Origin of the sequence: Enterococcus sp. AZ191, from assembly GCF_051713845.1 — a bacterium.
Lineage (GTDB): Bacteria > Bacillota > Bacilli > Lactobacillales > Enterococcaceae > Enterococcus_B > Enterococcus_B durans.
In genome coordinates this window covers 202,882-222,763 of the sequence record NZ_JBIOQS010000001.1, presented here as the reverse complement: position 1 = coordinate 222,763, position 19,882 = coordinate 202,882, and the positions used below count along the sequence as shown (strand labels likewise).

The following is a 19,882-nucleotide window of genomic DNA, read 5'->3' as shown; positions in this document are numbered from 1 at the left end:
TTCTTCTTTCTGCTCTGTCCAAATTATTCTAAGATTTCTCTTTACCAACATCATTTGACAAAGAGCCATTAAAAAAGAGCCGAAAACCCTTATCGCTAAAGGTTTTCTAGCTTTCTAACAATTATTCCCACTCCACAGTTGCAGGTGGTTTAGACGTAATATCGTACACGATACGGTTGACGTGTGCCACTTCGTTGACGATACGTACAGAGATTTTTTGCAAGACGTCCCAAGGGATGCGAGCAAAGTCAGCTGTCATGCCATCGATGGAAGTAACGGCGCGGATACCGACAGTGTAATCATACGTACGGCCATCGCCCATAACACCAACAGAACGGATACCTGGTAGGACTGTAAAGTATTGCCAGATGTCACGATCTAATCCAGCCGCAGCGATTTCTTCACGCAAGATTGCATCAGATTCGCGGACGATTTCTAATTTTTCTTCACTGATTTCACCTAGTACACGGATACCTAAACCTGGTCCAGGGAAAGGTTGACGCCATACGATTGAATCGGGCATACCTAATTGTGTTCCTAATTTACGGACTTCATCTTTGAAGAGTGTGTTCAAAGGTTCGATCAATTCAAATTGCATATCTTCTGGAAGACCACCAACGTTGTGGTGAGACTTGATTGTTTGAGCTGTCTCAGTACCACTTTCGATCACGTCAGTATAAAGTGTGCCTTGTGCCAAGAAAGCAACGCCTTCTTCGCCAGCTAATTTCGTTGCTTCATCATCAAAAACATACACAAATTCATTTCCGATGATTTTGCGTTTTTCTTCAGGATCAGAAACACCAGCTAGTTTATCTAGGAAACGTTTTTTGGCATCAACTTTGATGATGTTCAAGCCAAATTTACCGCCTAGACTTTCCATTACTTGGTCAGCTTCGCCTTTACGCAATAGGCCATGGTCAACGAAGATCGATGTTAATTGATCACCGATTGCTTTTTGTAAAAGAACACCGACAACACTAGAATCTACGCCGCCTGAAAGACCAAGTAAAACTTTTTTGTCGCCTACTTGTTGACGGATTTTTTCGATTTGCATATCGATGAAGTTATCCATTGTCCAGTTGCCTTCGCAGTGGCAGACATCAAATGCAAAGTGACGTAATAATTCGATTCCGTATTCGGAATGGCGTACTTCTGCATGGAATTGGATACCATAGAAGTTGCGTGTTGTATCTTGGATTGATGCAATCGGGCAATCTTTGCTTGTTCCGACGATTTCAAAACCTTCAGGAACTTTTGTTACCAAGTCACCATGACTCATCCAAACAGTTTGTTGTTTTGGTGTTTCATTGAACAACACAGCATCGTCAGCAGTTACTTCTAAGAGTGCTTTTCCGTATTCGCGATTTTTGGCTGGTTCAACTGATCCACCTAATTTATAAGTGATCAATTGCATACCATAACAAATCCCTAATACTGGAATTCCTAAGTTAAAGATCTCTGGATCGATTCCAAAAGCATTTTCATTATACACACTGTTTGGTCCACCAGAAAGAATGATCCCTTTCGGATTCATTGCTTTTACTTCTTCTGCAGTAATGCGGTGGCTCAATAGTTCGGAAAAGACTCCCAAATCACGGATGCGTCGTGTAATCAATTGGTTATACTGGCTACCATAATCTAATACGATAATCTTTTCAACGTTTGTCATATCGGCAACGTTTGTCACATTTATTACCCCTATCCCTTTAAATTTTATCTCAAAATAGATGAAACTATTTTAAAATGCTAATATTTTCGCATGAAAATCGAATCGATGATATGATTTTCAGTTTTATGGAGAATTATATCTGCTCTGCTGCGAGTAGGCAAGATATATTCGTTTAAATTCTTTAAATTCACATTTTTCCATACTTCTTTTGCCATTTTGAACGCATCTTCGCGATCACCGATAGCAAATCGATAGTAATAGTTTTGTGGATTTTGAAAAGCTGTATCGAGCAAGGCACCGAAACGATCAAGGTACCATTTTTCGATCAGTGATGAATCTGCGTCAACGTAAACGGAAAAGTCAAAAAAGTCGCTGACGTAAATTTGTTGGTTGGCTGGTAGTTGAAGCGTGTTGATTCCTTCAACGATCAGAATATCTGGTTGTTGGATCAACTCGTATTCATCAGGAATGATATCATAGACGTCATGTGAATAGACTGGGACTTTGATTTCTTCCTGACCGGATTTGACTTTATTTAGGAAGTCAATGAGCATTTCCATATTGTAACTTTCTGGGAATCCTTTACGATCCATAATCCCTCGTTCTTTTAAGACCTTGTTAGGATAGAGAAAACCGTCAGTTGTAATCAACTGAACATTTCTCCGCTTAAAAGTACGAGATAAGATTGTTTGCAGTAGGCGAGCAGTGGTGCTTTTACCAACGGCGACACTTCCGGCGATCCCAATGATGAATGGTGATACCTCCACGTATTTATGAAGAAAAAGACCTTTACTCAAAGTAAGAGATTCAAATTCTTTCATATAAAGATAGATCAGATGAGCAAGAGGAACATAAATATCTCGGACATCTTGCATCGAAATACGGTCATTCAAACTCTTGATTTTATCTAATTCATCTTGGGTCAATGGTGCTTGCCCGTTACGATAAAATTCACGCCATTCTTCTCTTGCGACACGGTAGTAATTCATTGGATCATTCATAATAGCCTCATAGCCTCCTGCATTCTCCCATCAATGGATTTATTTTAACACAAAACATTCCTAAACCCTATCACTTGGGAGGAAAGCTTTGTCTTTTTTTGGTATTTTTCTATAGTCAGAAAAAAAATAACACTCAAGGGTTCTAGTCTGACTTGCACCTCTGTGCATAAAACGATAGACTATGGACAACTAACAAAGTAAGAAGGGTGGACATTATGACAAACCACTATTATTCAGAAAACCCCGAGACAGCCCATGATTTTGAGGAATGGCCGTTTGAATTAAAAGGAAAAATATTCCGATTTGTGACTGATTCTGGCGTATTTTCACGTGAAACAGTCGATTACGGTTCACGTGTATTGATTGATGCATTTGACTGGGAAGAATTACCAAGTGAAGGGAAAATATTAGATGTTGGTTGTGGCTATGGACCAATCGGATTAGCCATTGCTTTTGCGAGTCAGCGGATGGTGGAGATGGTCGATATCAATTCACGGGCAGTTGAGTTGGCACAGGGAAATGCCAAACGGAACCAAATTAAAAATGTGGAGATCCACCAATCAAATATCTATAAAGATGTTCAAGAAGAAGGCTATGCTGCTATTGTCAGTAATCCGCCCATACGTGCAGGAAAAAAAGTAGTTCACGAAATATTGACAGAGGCGTATCCACGATTAAAAACAGGTGGAACATTGACGATCGTGATCCAAAAGAAACAGGGAGCACCGAGTGCGCAGAAAAAAATGCTGGAAACTTTTGGAAACGCGGAGATCGTTACAAAAGACAAAGGATACTACATTATCAAAAGTGTGAAAGAATAAATAAAATTATACGGTATCGTGACTATTCATCATTTTTTGCTCTTTTTAGAAAAGCAGCGATGTGAATGGATATAAATTTTTTTGCTATGAGTAGAATATTTTGAGAGATGATTTATACAGATCTAGGAGGCTGAGACATAGAAATGTTTCGGCTTTTTTGTTTCGTTGAAGCTTAGATAAAAAAGGGAAGTAAAGCATTCTGTCTATTTTCTAGCTATTCTTTTTGAAAGGGTTTTGGTAAACTAAAAAAGAATTTATACAAAGGGGGAGAAGAAGTGAAATTAACGATCAGAGATATCGCAGAGATGGCTGGCGTTTCTGTGACGACTGTCTCACAGATATTGAATAATAAAGGAAGCCGCTTTAGTGATAAAACTAGAAAAAAAGTATTGGAGATCGTGAATGAGCATCACTACAAACCTGATTATTTTGCCTCCAATGTGATCAATCGTCATTCTAAGACGATCGGGATGATCGTGCCTGATGTGACCGACTTTTTCTTCTCTAAATTGATTGAAGGGGTTGAAAGTTATTTAAATCCGTTGGGGTATGTGATCATGCTGTGTAATTCTCGGCATAGTCAGGAGAATGAAATCAAATATTTACAAGAACTCTCTCATCGTTCGGTAGATGGCATTTTATTGGCTACCCCGAATATCTTGCCTGATGCGTATTCTTTAGATAGTGGGTTTTATACGAACATGCCGATCATCTTGATCGATCGAGGACTAAACCGTAGAGACAATGGTCGCTTGCTTGTGAAAGAATATGAAGGGGCTTACCAAGCGGTATCGCTGTTCATTGAAAGTGGACATACTAAAATCGGTATGCTGAAGGAAACAACTGGTTACTATCAATTGGAAGAGCGGTTCAATGGATATCGCCACGCGCTAAAAGATCATGGTATTCCTTTTAACGGCAAGCTTGTTGAACAGGGTGAATTGACGGTACAAGGTGGTTATGAATCTTCCAAGAGATTGCTACGCCACAAAGATATTACTGCGATTTTTTGTGGGAATGATGCGATGGCGATTGGTTGTTACCAAGCAATCGATGAGTTAGGGAAAAAAATTCCGGAAGATATTTCAGTCATTGGGTTTGATGGGCTAAAACTTTCTGAATATATGATCCCCAAATTGACAACAGTTAAACAACCAAGTTTTGATATTGGTTTTTATGCTGCTCGCTTTTTGATCGACACGATTGAATTTCCCCAACGCAAAGTTCCGAACAAAGTCTTTGAAACAAAATTAATTATTCGTGAGAGCATAAAAACATTGACAACGGGCTAACTGGGCGGTATATTGCTTATGTAAGTGTTTACAAAGGCGAAGTATGGCTCTTTGTATTTTTGGTAAACTGGTTTACTAAAGTGGTTTACCTTTTATAAAAATCCTGTATAATACCGAATGAAGACAAGGAGGATCAGGCAATGCGAATGGTGGATCTGATTGAAAAAAAGAGGGACGGAAACGAATTATCAACGAAAGAAATCGACTATATTATTACGAATTATACGAGTGGTAACATTCCTGATTATCAAATCAGCGCATTGCTAATGGCAATCTTCTATCAAGATATGACGGATCGAGAAATTACTGACTTGACACTGGCAATTGCACATTTAGGAGATGTGATCGATTTGAGTCCATTAGATGGGATCAAAGTCGACAAACATTCGACTGGTGGTGTGGGAGATACGACAACGTTGATCTTAGCGCCGTTAGTAGCTAGCGTGGGTGTTACAGTGGCAAAAATGTCTGGCAGAGGACTTGGCTATACGGGCGGAACACTAGATAAATTAGAAGCGATCCCAGGGTTTAAGATCGAACTTTCTGATGAAGAATTTATCCGGATCGTCAATGACAGTAAGGTTGCAGTTATTGGTCAATCGGGAAATCTTGCACCAGCAGATAAAAAGTTATATGCCTTACGGGATGTGACGGCGACAGTTGACTCGATTCCTTTGATCGCAAGTTCGATCATGAGTAAAAAAATCGCCGCGGGAGCGGATGCAATCGTATTAGACGTCACTACTGGTGATGGGGCATTTATGAAAAATATTGCGGATGCTCGACGATTGGCGAAAACAATGACCAGTATTGGTAAACTAGCGAAGCGACAAACAGTTGCAGTGATTTCTGATATGTCTGAACCATTGGGTGAGGCAATTGGCAACAGTCTGGAAGTCGTCGAAGCTATTGATACATTAAAAGGTAATGGGCCGGAAGATTTGGTGGAAATGTGTTACGCATTGGGAAGCCAAATGATGGTATTAGCAAAACAAGCGGCTACGATCGATGAAGCAAGAGTACAACTTAAAGAAGCCTTGGAATCTGGCAAAGCTTTGTTGAAATTCAAAGAAATGATTCAAAATCAAGGGGGCGACCCAAGTGTGGTGGATCAGCCTGAACGATTGCTGACAGCGAAGTATGTAAGCGAGCTTCCTGCGAAGGAAAGTGGCATTGTGTCGAAACTTGTTGCGAATGAGTTGGGAATTGCTGCAATGATGTTGGGAGCTGGCCGTAAAACGAAAGATGATGCTATCGATCATGCGGTAGGTCTTAAATTAAATAAAAAAATCGGCGATCCTGTCCAAGAGGGCGAATCTTTATTAACGATCTATAGTAATGAAGAAGATATCTCTTCTGTGAAAGAATTGCTTTATCAAAATATTGAAATCAGTGATTCGGCTGAGAAGCCTACTTTAATACACGACATTATCACAGAATAAAAAGGAGAGAAAAAAATGGAATTGAATCGAATGATCGACCATACAATTTTAAAAGCAGATGCTTCAGAAACGGATGTCATGCGTATCATTGAAGAAGCAAAGAAATATCATTTCTATTCTGTCTGTATCAATCCAACATGGGTTTCTTTAGCAAAAGAAAATCTAAAAGGTGAACCGGTAGCGGTATGCACAGTGATTGGGTTTCCTCTAGGGGCTAACACATCAGAAACAAAGGCTTTTGAAACAACAAATGCCATTGAAAACGGCGCAGATGAAGTAGATATGGTTATCAATATTGGTGCATTGAAATCACAACAATATGGAAAAGTACAACAAGATATCGAAGCAGTAGTTGAAGCAGCCAAAGATCGTGCATTAGTGAAAGTGATCATTGAAACAGCGCTACTAAACCATGAAGAAATCATCAAAGCTTGCGAACTTGCGAAAGCAGCTGGAGCAGATTTCGTCAAAACATCTACTGGTTTTTCAACTGGTGGTGCCAAAGTAGAAGATATTCGATTGATGCGTCAAACTGTAGGCCCAGAAATGGGTGTGAAAGCATCAGGTGGCATCCATAATGAAGCGGAAGCTTTAGCAATGGTTGAAGCTGGAGCAACACGGATCGGTACTAGCGCAGGCGTTTCGATCATGTCTGGCTCAACAGGTGAAGGATACTAATTTTAAGGAGAAGCTTATGTCAGAAGTGAAACAAGAGTGGATCGATACTGCAATAGAGGCCTTGGATAAAGCCTACGTTCCCTATTCCCATTTTCCTGTAGGCGCATGTTTAGTGACTGAATCAGGGTGAACGTATCAAGGAATCAACATCGAAAATGCATCATTTGGCTTAACAAATTGTGCCGAGCGTACAGCATTCTTCAAAGCAATCTCTGAAGGAGAAAGATCATTTACACACTTGGTTGTGTCTGGGCATACACCAGATCCGATTTCTCCTTGCGGTGCTTGTCGGCAAGTCATGGCTGAATTTTGTTCGCCGGATATGCCAGTAACTTTGATTGGCGATGACGGTGTCATGAAATCCACGACTGTGGAGGGATTGTTACCTTACGCATTTACAGAAAAAGATTTATAACTCACGTTCATTCAGTCAGCTGACTGTTGAAAAATAAAACAATTATTTTAGGGGGCTTTACAGAAATGAAAAAAGCAAAATTATTTGGTTTAGGTGCTGTAGCGTTATCTGCTGGGTTATTATTGGGCGCATGTGGCAACGGCGGCGATTCAGACTCTACTGATTCCACTGGTGGAGGCAGCTCTTCAAAAACAACAACTGCAGCATTGATCACAGACACAGGTGGTGTCGATGACCGTTCATTCAACCAGTCAGCTTGGGAAGGTCTAGAAGCTTGGGGGAAAGACCATGATCTTTCACGCGGAAATGATGGATTCCAATACTTCCAATCATCAAATGAATCAGATTATATTCCAAACATCGACCAAGCCTTGAATGCCGGATTTAAAACAATTTTTGGGATTGGTTATAAATTAAAACCTGCAATCGAAGAACAAGCTGGTTCTAATCCTGAAACAAACTTTGCGATTATCGATGACGTAATCGAAGGAAAAGACAATGTCGTTTCAGCAACATTTAAAGATAACGAAGCTTCTTATCTTGCAGGGATTGCAGCGGCATACACAACTGAAACAAATATTGTTGGATTTATCGGTGGGGTAAAAGGTGAAGTAATCGATCGTTTTGATGCTGGATTTAAAGCTGGTGTTGATGCTGGAGCGAAAGCTTTGAATAAAGAAGTAAAAGTTTTGAACCAATATGCAGGTGACTTCTCAGCACCAGATAAAGGTCGTTCAATTGCACAAGGTATGTACGCTCAAAACGCGGATATCATTTTCCATGCTTCAGGTGGTACTGGTAACGGTGTATTCCAAGAAGCTAAATCATTGAATGAATCTGGCGACAAAAAAGTTTGGGTAATCGGTGTTGACCGTGACCAATCTGACGAAGGCGACTACACTTTAAATGGGGAAAAGAAAAACTTCACGTTGACATCTACACTTAAAGGTGTGGGAACTGTTGTAGAAGACCTAGCACAAAAATCAGCTGACGGTAAATTCCCTGGTGGCGAACACACAGTTTATGGATTGAAAGAAGACGGTGTGGGTATCACTGAAGGTCAACTTTCAGATGAAGCGAAAAAAGCAGTGAATGAAGCAAAAGAAAAAATCATTTCAGGAGATATCAAAGTACCAGAAACTCCTAAAAGCTAATTAAGTTTTATTCGATAGAGGTCGGGACAGAAGTGTTTCACTCCGAGAAATAAGAAGGGATTCACGGGAATTGTTTTTCACATCTTTGTGGATTTTCAGATTATTTTTTGAAGGGGGGCTTTTGTTCCCGCCATTTATTCATATTTAGAGTGTGAGGCAAAAGTATTGCTTACTTTTGTCCTATATTCTATGAATAAATATATTTCGATCTATTGTTTCTTTATCAAGGTGTTGTAAGAAGTGGGTTGTTCTTGACGTCTTGTCTCATCGGAGCAAAGTGCTTCTTTCATAACCACTGTTAAATGGTGTTCAAAGGCCAACTCCTTGAAATAAGCCTGAATTTTTAAAAATATGAAAAGCTATTTAAAAAAATTCTTTCTTAATTGTCATCGGAGCAAAACGGCCTTTTCACAACCTCTATTAAATGGTGTTCAAGAAGCTGTCCTTCGGCAATAAAGATGAAAAACTCAAAATATGAGAAACTATTTCGAGTTTTTCATCTTTATTGCTCAGGACAAAGCGCTTCTTTCACAACCTCTTGATAAGGGAACAATCCCCTGAAGTATTTTGCTTCATTTTAAGATTTATATAGAAATAGAAATCTTTGTCAATCGTTGCCTAGACAGAAATCGTTAGGATGTGAAAAATGTGGTTCAAGAAAATATTGTCATAGAAATGCGGAATATCACCAAACAATTTGGTACATTCAAGGCAAATGACAACATCAATTTACAAGTGAAAGCTGGTGAGATCCACGCTTTGCTTGGAGAAAATGGTGCCGGGAAATCAACATTGATGAATGTACTATCGGGTCTTTTAGAACCGACTTCAGGTGAGATCCTGATGCATGGAAAAGAAGTGAAGATTACAAGCCCAACAAAAGCTAATCAGCTAGGTATCGGAATGGTCCATCAGCATTTTATGTTAGTGGATGCTTTTACGGTTACAGAAAATATTGTTTTGGGTAGCGAACCCAGTCGAGCAGGGGTGCTTAATCGCCGCAAAGCTCGTGAAGAAATCAAAAAACTCTCAGAGCAATATGGGTTGTCGGTTAATCCAGATGCCTATGTTCGTGACATCTCTGTAGGGATGGAGCAACGGGTCGAAATTTTAAAAACACTTTATCGTGGAGCAGATGTATTGATCTTTGATGAACCAACCGCTGTATTGACTCCTCAAGAAATTGATGAATTGATTCTTATCATGAAAGAGTTAGTAAAGGAAGGCAAATCAATCATTTTGATTACGCACAAATTAGACGAAATCAAAGCTGTAGCTGACCGTTGTACTGTCATCAGACGTGGACAAGGGATCGGTACAGTCAATGTGAAAGATGTCTCTTCTCAACAATTAGCAGATATGATGGTGGGACGTACCGTTTCATTTAAAACAATGAAGAAAGAAGCACGTCCGCAAGAAGTAGTATTGTCCATTGAAAATCTAGTAGTCAAAGAAAATCGAGGACTAGACGCAGTCAGAGATCTTAGCCTAGAAGTACGGGCTGGTGAAGTACTAGGGATTGCGGGGATCGACGGGAATGGTCAATCTGAGTTGATCCAAGCATTAACAGGCTTGCGAAAAGCAGAAAGCGGCACAATCCGCTTGAAGGGTGACGATATCACCAATAAGAAACCGCGTAAAATCACAGAGGCTGGCGTAGGTCATGTGCCTGAAGATAGACATAAATATGGACTGGTATTAGATATGACTTTAGCTGAAAATATCACTTTACAAACGTATTATCAAAAACCATATAGTAAGAATGGGTTACTGAATTACTCAGTCATCAACGAGCATGCACGTGACTTGATCGAAGAGTACGATGTACGGACAACAAATGAAATCGTACCGGCAAAAGCACTCTCAGGTGGAAATCAGCAAAAAGCGATCATTGCACGTGAAGTGGATCGTGATCCAGATTTATTGATTGTTGCGAATCCTACTCGGGGGCTAGATGTAGGAGCCATTGAATTTATTCATAAACGTTTGATTGAACAAAGAGATAAATTCAAAGCTGTTTTATTGATTAGTTTTGAGTTGGAAGAAATCTTGAATGTGTCGGATCGAATCGCCGTGATCCATGAAGGAAAAATCGTCGGTATCGTTGATCCAAAAGAAACATCTGAAAATGAACTAGGATTACTTATGGCGGGCTATTCTTTGGAAGAAGCAAGAAGAGAGTTAGAAAAGGTTGGTGGCGCACATGAATGATCGCAGTGAGAAGTTTCGTAATCTGCTAGTACCGGTATTTTCAGTAATTTTAGGATTGATCTTAGGCGCTATTTTGATGGCTGCTTTTGGATTCAACCCAATTCAAGGTTATTCTTCGATGTTGAATGCTTCACTTGGTTCACAACGAAGTATCGGAGAGACATTAAGACAAGCAACGCCTTTGATTTTTACAGCGTTAGGTTTCTCGGTAGCTAACTCTGCGGGCTTCTTTAATATCGGGCTTTCAGGACAAGCGCTTTGCGGTTGGATCGTTAGTGTCTGGGTAGCATTGGCATTTCCTGATCTGCCAAAAGTGGTTTTATTGCCACTTTGTGTGATCTTAGGTGCCTTAGCAGGAGCAATGGCAGCAGCTATTCCTGGTTTGCTACGTGCCTTTTTCGGAACAAGTGAAGTAATCGTAACGATCATGATGAACTATATTTTACTTTACCTTAGCACATTCGCTTTACACGATATGATGCCGGAAAGCTACCGTTCTAGTTTGGATTCATCAAACTTAGTTGGACAAAATGCCTCATTGAGAGTGCCTTGGCTTACTCAAATGTTCGGTGGTTCCCGTGTAAATGCAGGATTGTTTTTAGCACTTATTGCTTTGTTCCTCGTTTGGTTGCTTATGAAGAAGACGACGCTGGGATTTGAAGTGCGTTCGGTCGGATTGAATCCTTTTGCTTCGGAGTATGCAGGGATGAGTAGCAAGCGTACGATTGTTTTATCTATGGTGATTTCAGGCGCTTTAGCAGGGTTAGGTGGGGTAGTTGAAGGACTAGGAACATATCAAAACTTCTTCGTTCAAACCACTTCACTATCCATCGGTTTTGATGGGATGGCAGTTTCGTTATTAGGTTCTGGATCAGCAATTGGAATCCTTCTTTCAGCGATCTTGTTCAGTATCTTGAAGATCGGCGGACTGGGAATGCAGACAGGTGCAGGAGTACCATTTGAGATCGTGAATGTTTCGATCGCCTTGATTATTTTCTTTGTCGGAATCAATTTCTTGATTCGCTTTATCATGGCGAAACTATTCCAAGGAAAGAAACAAGCAGCAATCGTTGCAACGGTCGAGTCGAACCCAACAAGTCAGAATAAAGAAGGAGGAGAGCTTTAATGTCAACAGTCGAATTGATTGCTTTGATCCTTACATCTACACTCGTTTATTCAACGCCTTTGATCTTAACCTCTTTAGGTGGAACTTTTTCTGAGCGCAGTGGGATCGTTAACGTAGGTTTAGAAGGTATCATGGTCATGGGTGCATTTAGTGCGGTTGTTTTCAACTTGACGATGAGCCCTGAATTAGGTGCAATGACGCCTTGGATCGCTATCCTAGTTGGTGGGATCGTCGGTGTCTTATTCTCCTTGCTACATGCAGTAGCAACGGTTAGTTTACGTGCAGACCACATTATCAGTGGTACGGTCATCAACTTGATGGCTCCCGCATTAGGTGTATTTTTAATCAAAGCATGGTATGGTAAAGGTCAAACGGATAACATCTCCGTAAACTTAGGGTATTTCTCCTTCCCAGGTCTATCAGATATTCCTGTGATTGGACCGATATTCTTTAAAAATACCTTTTTACCAGCTTATTGTGCGATTTTGATTGCTGTTCTTGCGTGGTTTATCATCTTTAAAACCAAGTTTGGACTACGTCTACGTTCGGTTGGTGAGAATCCTCAAGCCGCAGATACACTAGGTATCAATGTATATGCGATGCGTTATTCAGGTGTATTGATCTCAGGTCTTCTAGGAGGAATGGGCGGCGCTGTTTTTGCACAGTCTATCTCAGGTAATTTTTCTGCCGGAACAATTGTTGGGCAAGGGTTCATTTCAATGGCAGCAATGATTTTTGGTAAGTGGAATCCGCTAGGCGCAATGGCCGCTTCTTTATTCTTCGGTTTTGCGCAAAGCTTAAGTATCATCGGCGCACAATTGCCAGTGATTTCTTCAATACCGCCAGTTTTATTACAGATCGCGCCTTATCTATTAACGATCATCGTTTTGGTCATTTTCTTAGGAAAAGCATCTGGGCCTAAAGCAAACGGCAAAAATTATATCAAATCAAAATAAACTTTTAGTGCATAAAAAGGGCGGGTTACGGGAACTATTTTTCGGCTCGTCCTTTTTGATTTATATAGTTAAAAAATAAAAGGAAAGAAGGAATATTCATGTTTAAACGTGTACATTTGATCGTCATGGATTCAGTTGGAATCGGAGAAGCACCTGATGCAGAAAAATTTGGTGATAAAGGTTCAGATACACTAGGCCACATCGCAAAAGAAGCAGGTTTGACCATTCCTCATTTAGAACAATTGGGACTAGGAACGATCCGTCCATTAGAAGGAGTAGAAGCTGTAGCTGATCATCAGGGGTATGCGACAAAATTAGAAGAAGTGTCTGTTGGTAAAGATACGATGACAGGACATTGGGAGATCATGGGTCTAAATATCAAAACGCCATTTCGTGTGTTCCCTAATGGATTTCCAGAGGAGCTTCTAAAACAAATCGAAGAATTTTCCGGTCGTAAAATAGTTTGTAACAAACCATATAGTGGAACCGCTGTTATTGATGATTACGGCGAACATCAAATGAAGACAGGCGATTTGATCGTGTATACCTCAGCAGATCCAGTTTTGCAAATTGCGGCACATGAAGAAATCATTCCTTTAGAAGAATTATATCGGATCTGCCAGTTTGTCCGTGACATCACGAAAGATGATCCATATATGATCGGTCGGATCATTGCCCGTCCTTATGTCGGCGAACCAGGCAACTTCACACGGACAAGTAACCGCCATGATTACGCACTAGATCCATTTGGCCATACGGTATTAGATTCATTGAAAGATGCAGGCAAAGATGTAATTGCTGTTGGAAAAATCAACGATATCTTCAATGGTCAAGGGATAACAGAATTTGTTCGCACGAAGAGCAACATGGATGGTGTCGATCAATTGCTAAATGTCATGAAAAAAGATTTTACAGGGATCAGTTTTACGAACTTAGTTGATTTTGATGCCTTGTATGGTCATCGTCGTGATGTAGTAGGGTACGCACATGCGATCGAAGATTTTGATTTACGAATACCTGAATTATTGGATGCAATGACAGAAGATGACTTGCTGATGATCACGGCTGACCACGGGAACGATCCAACATTCTCTGGAACAGACCATACACGGGAATATGTTCCATTACTTGTCTACAGCAAAAAAATGAAGGAACAAGGCAGCTTACCTCAAGGATACTACTCTGACATTTCTGCAACGATCGCAGAGAACTTCGATGTTCCAGCAACTGAAAATGGCGAAAGTTTCTTGAAACTGTTGAAATAATTAAAAAACGAGCGTGGGACAAAAGTAAGAAACACTTTTGTCGCATACTTTAAAAACGAATAAACGGTGGGAGCAGAAGCAACTCTCTCGGAAATAAGTCAAAATTCACAAAAATTTGAAAAAGCAATTTTCATTAATTTCTTCTTATTTCTCGGAGTTAAACACTTCTGTCCCAATCTCGATTCAAGAAGAGTTCATGTAAAGGATTTGGTAAAAGAGCCATCTTGCTTTAAATGATAAAAATCAGCTGTTGAGAATGTGGAGACCATTTGTTTGAACAAAATGAAGAATTCTACAAATGATCAATAGAGAAAAATTTTTAAAATAGGAGAAAGTAAATGACCCAATTAAGCGAAATGTTACAAGAAACGACGCAATTTATTCAGTCAAAAGGAGTAAAAGAAATCGATTTTGGTTTGATCCTAGGTTCAGGATTAGGTGAATTAGCTGAGGAAATCGAAGAAGCTATCACGATTCCTTACGATCAGATTCCCTTCTTTCCAACATCAACAGTTGTTGGGCACGTAGGTCAACTTGTTTACGGCACGTTATCAGGAAAAAAAGTATTAGCGATGCAAGGACGTTTCCATTTTTATGAAGGCCATTCGATGCAGACAGTGACATATCCCGTTCGTGTCATGGCAGCATTAAAGGCACACTCAGTGATAGTCACAAATGCTTGTGGTGGGGTGAATGAATCATTTGCTCCTGGCGATCTAATGGTGATTACCGATCATATCAATTTCACTGGCCAAAATCCATTGGTTGGACCAAATGATGATGAAATCGGTCCGCGCTTCCCGGATATGAGCGATGCGTACACAGCTAGCTATCGTGAAATCGCACAAAAAGCAGCGGAAAACTTAGCATTGAATCTAAAAGAAGGCGTATATATGGGATATTCTGGTCCAACTTATGAAACGCCTGCAGAAATCCGGATGTCACGAACAATGGGGGCAGATGCTGTCGGTATGTCTACGGTTCCGGAAGTGATTGTAGCGGCACACAGTGGTTTGAAAGTATTAGGGATTTCATGTATTACGAATCTTGCAGCAGGAATGCAAGCAAATCTGAATCATGAAGAAGTAGTAGAAACTACACAACGTGTCAAACAATCTTTTAAAGCACTGATCAAAGAAGTGCTAGTGTTACTATAAAACAAAAGGAGCAAGGAATATGAGTGTGCATATCGAAGCAAAACCGGGAGAAATAGCAGATAAGATCCTACTACCAGGAGATCCATTACGGGCAAAGTATATCGCTGAAACATTTTTAGAAAACCCTGTATGTTATAACGAGGTTCGTGGAATGCTTGGCTTTACAGGTACGTATAAAGGAGAACGAGTTTCTGTGCAAGGAACAGGAATGGGGATGCCTTCTGCAACGATCTATGCCCATGAACTGATCCATTCATATGATGTGAAGAAATTGATCCGAGTAGGGACTTGTGGCGCACTATCAAAAGATGTCCATGTTCGCGATTTAGTTTTGGCACAAGGAGCAGCTACTAGTTCTTCCATGATCAAAAAGAATTTTCAAGCATTTCATTTCCCGCCAATCAGTGATTTCGATCTACTATTAAAGGCGTATGGACTAGCGAAGGATAAAGGGTATAGAACACATGTTGGCAACGTACTTTCAGAAGATACGTTTTATAAAGATGATTTGACTGAGACATTCAAATTAGCTGAACTAGGTGTTTTAGGTGTTGAGATGGAAGCAGCTGCCTTATATTATTTAGGTGCAAAATACCATGTTCAAACACTGGCGATCATGACAGTTAGTGACCATTTGATTACTGGAGAAGAAACATCCGCAGAGGAACGTCAGACAACATTCAATGAAATGATCGAAGTTGGTTTGGAAACAGCGATTGCAAAATAAAAAGAAAAAACCTTAGGGATCAACGGGTAAGTTGATTTCCTAAGGTTTTTTTGACCTATAATTTTTGATTATAAGTAGTATTTTTTAGCAACTGTTAAATCATCGTTTAATTCATAAACAAGTGGTTGACCAGTTGGGATTTCAAGATCCATGATGTCTTCATCAGAGATTCCTTCAATGTGTTTTGCTAAAGCACGTAGAGAGTTACCGTGTGCAGCTACTAAAACAGTTTTGTTGTCTAGTAAAGCTGGAGCGATTTCGTCTTGCCAGAATGGTAAAGCACGTTCCAAAGTAACTTTTAAGTTTTCGCCACCAGGAATATCGCGTTTGTCTAACATTGCATAACGACGATCGTTTGCAGCAGAACCTTCGTCACTTTCGTCCATTAATGGAGGAAGAGTGTCGTATGAACGACGCCAGATGTGTACTTGGTCATCTCCGTATTTTTCAGCTGTTTCTTTTTTGTTCAAACCTTGTAACTTACCATAATGACGTTCATTTAAGCGCCATGATTTGATTTGAGGAACCCATAATTGGTCTGAGTATTCTAAAATCAAGTTACATGTTTTGATTGCACGAGTTAAAACAGAAGTATAAGCAACGTCAAATTCGATTCCAGCTTCTTTGATTTTGCGTCCGCCTTCTTTTGCTTCTTCGATTCCTTCTGGTGCTAAGTTTACGTCAGCCCAACCAGTAAATTGGTTTAATGCATTCCATTCACTAAGACCATGACGAGAAAAAACTAATTTTGGCATGTTTAGCTCTCCTTTAAGATAGGTTTTATTTCTGAAAATTTCAGTTCTGCTTTATTGTACAATTTTTTTGCCTAGATTTCCATTGAAAAATGAAGTTAGTTCCTTGAGAAAAGGATCAATAGAAGATAAAAGAACAAAAAACAGCGTAATACGCACTTTTTACATTTCAAGTCACCTAGTGAGAGATTTATTCGTAAACAAGGGTACTTTAAAAGAAAAACAACGAAATTTTATAGGGGTAATTAGGAAATAACAAGTACATCGCATCATTGTTAGAACAAATTTTCTCTATGTTTACGAGTCTTTCTGAAAAAAGGTCGCTACACAAAAAAGAAGTATCAGAACATCTTCTCATGTTCTTGATACTTCTTTTTTAGAGCAGAGTCTCTTGCCTCGGATAACCATTGCTTACAGTATGATCCACGGCACTAAGTCCGATAATCCTTCAACCTCACTAAGTGGAGAGATTCATTTTTTCTATTTCAGTCAAAATGAGTTGGCACAATCGGTTAAGATAACTGCTGGATCTCTTTTTCTGGAAGGTTGATATATTTATAACACGTTCCGACTGATACACCACATTTTGAAGAAATCAATTGAATCGTTTCTTTTTTCTCGTAGTAAAGTCTGCGGATTTTTTTGATTGTTTTTGGATCGATTTTTGGTCGTCCGCCAATTTTTCCTTTTTTACGTGCTTCGTCGAGGCCTACTAAAGTGCGTTCTTTGATCAATGAGCACTCCATAGTAGCTAAGCCTTCCATTAACTGAAAATAAATTTTTCCCATGGGTTCACGAGTATCGATTTCTTCGTGAAGACTGACAAGATGTAACCCACGGTCTTTGAATAATTGCGTTAGTTCTGTTAATTGTCGGGTCGACTTTCCTAAACGATGCAGCTGGCAGATTACTAAAGTATCACCTTGGCGCATTTCTTTGATGACTTTTTCTAAACAAATGTTATCAGACATGGCATCCTTCGACTCATATGTCTCGTGAAAAATTTCTTGACAACCAAAATTAGAGAGTTGTTCAACCTGTGATGTTAGATCAACATCATTTATGGTTGTGCGTGCATAACCAATAATCTTCATGGTGATTCCTTTCTAGCAATGATTTTCTGACTATCTATGACAGTAAGAATGTAGCATAAAGTCTTTTAAAAAGATAGTTTTTTTATGTTTGTTTAAACGCGTCGTTTTTTACAGAAATCGTAAAAAATTTCTATTTTTGAAAAGGGGTATCGGTCACTGTGACGCCTCCATCGGCACCGACGATGACTTTTGTCACCATATTCAAAAATAGTCCATGTTCGACTACACCAACGAGTTGGTCAAGATATGTTGCTAAGCTTTCAGGATCTTCAATGACATCAAGATGAAGGTCAATGATGTAATGACCGCCGTCAGTGACTAAGGTTTCGCCAGTTTCAGTTGATCGGAGCACAGGATTGTAGCCTTTTTTAGTGAAGATATGCATCAATTGTTGTGAACCGTAGGGAATGACTTCTACAGGAAGAGGGAACTTGCCTAGTTTAACCACCAGTTTCGATTCATCAACGATCCAAATGGTTTGTTTTGAATAAGTTGCCACGATTTTTTCGAAAAGAAGTGCTGCGCCGCCACCCTTGATTCCTTGGAAATCTTGGCTGATTTCATCCGCGCCGTCAATCGTCAAATCGACCTCTGTAACTTCATCAATACTCTTTAAAGGGATGCCGAGTGTTTCAGCTTGTTCTTTTGTTGCATTTGAAGTAGTTACACCAGTGATCTTCAATCCTTCTTCACGCATTCGACGGCCGATTTCTTCTACCATATAGTAGGCAGTTGAGCCTGTACCTAATCCGACGATCATTCCGTCTTTTACAAATTTTGCAGCTTCGATACCAGCTAATTGTTTTAGATTCATTTTTTGCTTCCACCTTTTTTGAGTCTGATCTTTCATAGCTATTTTATATGGAAACCGTATAAAAAGATACCAAACATTTGGAGTATTTTGTTGGTTTGAAAAAAAGTACAACACTAGTTGACATCCTTTTTTATTCATGATATTCTAACCAAGGTGCTTTATCTACAGGTCTCTATTTAAGAGGCGTGCTGACTGTTTATCAAAGCATATTTGATAAAGATGCATAGATTGCATTTATTTTTTATCGCAAAAAAAGAACCACCTGGATGTGTGGAACTAGACGCGAATAGTGGGAAGGAGGAAACAAGGAATGCCTACAATTAACCAATTAGTACGTAAACCTCGTAAATCAAAGGTGGAAAAATCAAATTCACCTGCTTTGAACAAAGGATATAACAGCTTTAAGAAAACTCAAACAAACGTGAACTCTCCTCAAAAACGTGGGGTAGCAACTCGTGTGGGTACTATGACACCTAAAAAACCGAACTCAGCTTTACGTAAATATGCTCGTGTTCGTTTGTCAAACTTAATTGAAGTTACTGCTTATATCCCAGGGATTGGTCACAACTTACAAGAACACAGCGTGGTACTATTACGCGGTGGACGTGTAAAAGACTTACCAGGGGTACGTTACCACATCGTTCGTGGCGCACTGGATACTGCTGGTGTAAACGATCGTAAACAAAGCCGTTCTAAATACGGTACTAAAAAACCTAAAGCTTAATTTTAATTATTAAACAAATGAAACTTGCTTCTACTTTAGTAAGTAGCGGAGCAATTACTATGAATATTATTTCGGAAGGAGGAGTTACGGATGCCACGTAAAGGTCCTGTTGCAAAACGTGATGTTTTACCAGATCCTATTTATAACTCAAAATTAGTAACTCGCTTGATCAACCGTGTAATGGTTGACGGAAAACGCGGTGTTGCAGCTAATATCATTTATAACGCCTTTAAGATTGTTGAAGAATCTACAGGTAACGACCCACTAGAAGTATTTGAACAAGCAATGAAAAATATCATGCCTGTTCTTGAAGTTAAAGCTCGTCGTGTTGGGGGTTCAAACTATCAAGTACCAGTTGAAGTTCGCCCTGAACGTCGTGTGACTTTAGCGCTTCGTTGGATTGTTAACTACGCTCGCTTGCGCGGTGAACATACAATGGAAGAACGCTTAGCAAAAGAAATCATGGATGCTGCAAACAACACTGGTGCTTCTGTTAAAAAACGTGAAGACACTCATAAAATGGCTGATGCCAACCGTGCGTTTGCTCACTATCGCTGGTAAGATCCTCTCTGCGTGGTCGGTTT

Annotated in this window: 18 protein-coding genes and 2 pseudogenes; 14 read left to right on the top strand and 6 right to left on the bottom strand. The window is 39.8% G+C overall.

The features are described 5' to 3' along the window. Positions 1-121: 121 nt before the first annotated feature. Both guaA and coaA read right to left on the bottom strand, forming a co-directional pair. Positions 122-1,687, bottom strand: coding sequence for a glutamine-hydrolyzing GMP synthase (gene guaA, locus IGI47_RS01175; RefSeq protein WP_438783078.1), 1,566 nt, complete (start codon positions 1,685-1,687; stop codon positions 122-124). Between the two features lie 59 nt (positions 1,688-1,746). After that, positions 1,747-2,670, bottom strand: coding sequence for a type I pantothenate kinase (gene coaA, locus IGI47_RS01170; protein ID WP_016177173.1), 924 nt, complete (start codon positions 2,668-2,670; stop codon positions 1,747-1,749). Between the two features lie 215 nt (positions 2,671-2,885). Here coaA and IGI47_RS01165 point away from each other — a divergent pair, with 215 nt between their 5' ends. The 10 genes and pseudogenes from IGI47_RS01165 (at position 2,886) to deoB (ending at position 14,030) form a co-directional block, all read left to right on the top strand. Then, positions 2,886-3,491: a class I SAM-dependent methyltransferase gene (locus tag IGI47_RS01165; RefSeq protein ID WP_438783077.1), complete on the top strand. Its 606-nt coding sequence runs from the start codon at positions 2,886-2,888 to the stop codon at positions 3,489-3,491. A gap of 275 nt (positions 3,492-3,766) precedes the next feature. Then, positions 3,767-4,783, top strand: coding sequence for a LacI family DNA-binding transcriptional regulator (locus tag IGI47_RS01160; protein ID WP_311930708.1), 1,017 nt, complete (start codon positions 3,767-3,769; stop codon positions 4,781-4,783). A gap of 140 nt (positions 4,784-4,923) precedes the next feature. After that, entirely contained in the window at positions 4,924-6,225 is a 1,302-nt protein-coding gene (locus IGI47_RS01155; protein WP_438783075.1) for a pyrimidine-nucleoside phosphorylase, read from the top strand. Between the two features lie 15 nt (positions 6,226-6,240). Then, a complete protein-coding gene (gene deoC, locus IGI47_RS01150) occupies positions 6,241-6,903 on the top strand; it encodes a deoxyribose-phosphate aldolase (RefSeq protein ID WP_311930706.1) in 663 nt (220 codons plus the stop codon). A 16-nt stretch (positions 6,904-6,919) separates the two neighbouring features. After that, positions 6,920-7,318: pseudogene (locus IGI47_RS01145) on the top strand (cytidine deaminase). A 65-nt stretch (positions 7,319-7,383) separates the two neighbouring features. Then, the gene (locus tag IGI47_RS01140; protein ID WP_104660472.1) at positions 7,384-8,472 is read left to right on the top strand and encodes a BMP family lipoprotein; all 1,089 of its coding nucleotides are present in this window, start codon (positions 7,384-7,386) and stop codon (positions 8,470-8,472) included. A gap of 648 nt (positions 8,473-9,120) precedes the next feature. Continuing rightward, complete coding sequence (locus IGI47_RS01135; protein WP_311930705.1) at positions 9,121-10,683, top strand: ABC transporter ATP-binding protein; 1,563 nt, start codon at positions 9,121-9,123, stop codon at positions 10,681-10,683. Next, positions 10,676-11,809: an ABC transporter permease gene (locus IGI47_RS01130; RefSeq protein ID WP_438783073.1), complete on the top strand. Its 1,134-nt coding sequence runs from the start codon at positions 10,676-10,678 to the stop codon at positions 11,807-11,809. The genes IGI47_RS01135 and IGI47_RS01130 overlap by 8 nt, the downstream gene beginning before the upstream one ends. Continuing rightward, entirely contained in the window at positions 11,809-12,765 is a 957-nt protein-coding gene (locus tag IGI47_RS01125; protein ID WP_311930703.1) for an ABC transporter permease, read from the top strand. The genes IGI47_RS01130 and IGI47_RS01125 overlap by 1 nt, the downstream gene beginning before the upstream one ends. A gap of 98 nt (positions 12,766-12,863) precedes the next feature. Next, positions 12,864-14,030, top strand: a complete 1,167-nt coding sequence (gene deoB / locus IGI47_RS01120) for a phosphopentomutase (protein ID WP_311930702.1) — start codon at positions 12,864-12,866, stop codon at positions 14,028-14,030. 55 nt (positions 14,031-14,085) lie between these two features. On the opposite strand, the pseudogene IGI47_RS01115 reads toward deoB, so the two are convergent. Beyond that, positions 14,086-14,206, bottom strand: a pseudogene (locus IGI47_RS01115) (DUF3788 family protein); the annotation flags it as partial. Between the two features lie 162 nt (positions 14,207-14,368). Between IGI47_RS01115 and IGI47_RS01110 the strand changes: the two are divergent. Next, on the top strand, positions 14,369-15,187 hold the full coding sequence (locus IGI47_RS01110) for a purine-nucleoside phosphorylase (protein WP_438783069.1): 819 nt from the start codon (positions 14,369-14,371) through the stop codon (positions 15,185-15,187). A gap of 19 nt (positions 15,188-15,206) precedes the next feature. After that, on the top strand, positions 15,207-15,914 hold the full coding sequence (gene deoD / locus IGI47_RS01105) for a purine-nucleoside phosphorylase (protein WP_438783067.1): 708 nt from the start codon (positions 15,207-15,209) through the stop codon (positions 15,912-15,914). A gap of 68 nt (positions 15,915-15,982) precedes the next feature. Here deoD and gpmA read toward each other — a convergent pair whose 3' ends face one another. The 3 genes from gpmA to rpiA form a co-directional block, all read right to left on the bottom strand. Next, positions 15,983-16,669, bottom strand: a complete 687-nt coding sequence (gene gpmA / locus IGI47_RS01100) for a 2,3-diphosphoglycerate-dependent phosphoglycerate mutase (RefSeq protein WP_081133709.1) — start codon at positions 16,667-16,669, stop codon at positions 15,983-15,985. A gap of 509 nt (positions 16,670-17,178) precedes the next feature. Further along, positions 17,179-17,760, bottom strand: coding sequence for a recombinase family protein (locus IGI47_RS01095; protein WP_005880827.1), 582 nt, complete (start codon positions 17,758-17,760; stop codon positions 17,179-17,181). Between the two features lie 130 nt (positions 17,761-17,890). After that, entirely contained in the window at positions 17,891-18,574 is a 684-nt protein-coding gene (gene rpiA, locus IGI47_RS01090) for a ribose-5-phosphate isomerase RpiA (RefSeq protein ID WP_311930700.1), read from the bottom strand. A 310-nt stretch (positions 18,575-18,884) separates the two neighbouring features. On the opposite strand from rpiA, the gene rpsL reads away from it, so the two are divergent. Both rpsL and rpsG read left to right on the top strand, forming a co-directional pair. Next, complete coding sequence (rpsL, locus tag IGI47_RS01085) at positions 18,885-19,298, top strand: 30S ribosomal protein S12 (RefSeq protein ID WP_002294318.1); 414 nt, start codon at positions 18,885-18,887, stop codon at positions 19,296-19,298. Positions 19,299-19,388: 90 nt separating this feature from the next. Then, positions 19,389-19,859: a 30S ribosomal protein S7 gene (gene rpsG / locus IGI47_RS01080; RefSeq protein WP_005880823.1), complete on the top strand. Its 471-nt coding sequence runs from the start codon at positions 19,389-19,391 to the stop codon at positions 19,857-19,859. Positions 19,860-19,882 lie beyond the last annotated feature (23 nt).

Excerpts from the sequence above, each read along its gene's own strand:
- deoB (WP_311930702.1), top strand. The coding sequence starts at position 12,864 with ATGTTTAAACGTGTACATTTGATCGTCATGGATTCAGTTGGAATCGGA.
- IGI47_RS01155 (WP_438783075.1), top strand. The coding sequence starts at position 4,924 with ATGCGAATGGTGGATCTGATTGAAAAAAAGAGGGACGGAAACGAATTA.
- IGI47_RS01110 (WP_438783069.1), top strand. The coding sequence starts at position 14,369 with ATGACCCAATTAAGCGAAATGTTACAAGAAACGACGCAATTTATTCAG.
- gpmA (WP_081133709.1), bottom strand. The coding sequence starts at position 16,669 with ATGCCAAAATTAGTTTTTTCTCGTCATGGTCTTAGTGAATGGAATGCA.
- IGI47_RS01130 (WP_438783073.1), top strand. The coding sequence starts at position 10,676 with ATGAATGATCGCAGTGAGAAGTTTCGTAATCTGCTAGTACCGGTATTT.
- rpsL (WP_002294318.1), top strand. The coding sequence starts at position 18,885 with ATGCCTACAATTAACCAATTAGTACGTAAACCTCGTAAATCAAAGGTG.
- rpsG (WP_005880823.1), top strand. The coding sequence starts at position 19,389 with ATGCCACGTAAAGGTCCTGTTGCAAAACGTGATGTTTTACCAGATCCT.
- coaA (WP_016177173.1), bottom strand. The coding sequence starts at position 2,670 with ATGAATGATCCAATGAATTACTACCGTGTCGCAAGAGAAGAATGGCGT.
- IGI47_RS01095 (WP_005880827.1), bottom strand. The coding sequence starts at position 17,760 with ATGAAGATTATTGGTTATGCACGCACAACCATAAATGATGTTGATCTA.
- IGI47_RS01165 (WP_438783077.1), top strand. The coding sequence starts at position 2,886 with ATGACAAACCACTATTATTCAGAAAACCCCGAGACAGCCCATGATTTT.
- deoD (WP_438783067.1), top strand. The coding sequence starts at position 15,207 with ATGAGTGTGCATATCGAAGCAAAACCGGGAGAAATAGCAGATAAGATC.
- rpiA (WP_311930700.1), bottom strand. The coding sequence starts at position 18,574 with ATGAATCTAAAACAATTAGCTGGTATCGAAGCTGCAAAATTTGTAAAA.
- IGI47_RS01125 (WP_311930703.1), top strand. The coding sequence starts at position 11,809 with ATGTCAACAGTCGAATTGATTGCTTTGATCCTTACATCTACACTCGTT.
- IGI47_RS01140 (WP_104660472.1), top strand. The coding sequence starts at position 7,384 with ATGAAAAAAGCAAAATTATTTGGTTTAGGTGCTGTAGCGTTATCTGCT.
- deoC (WP_311930706.1), top strand. The coding sequence starts at position 6,241 with ATGGAATTGAATCGAATGATCGACCATACAATTTTAAAAGCAGATGCT.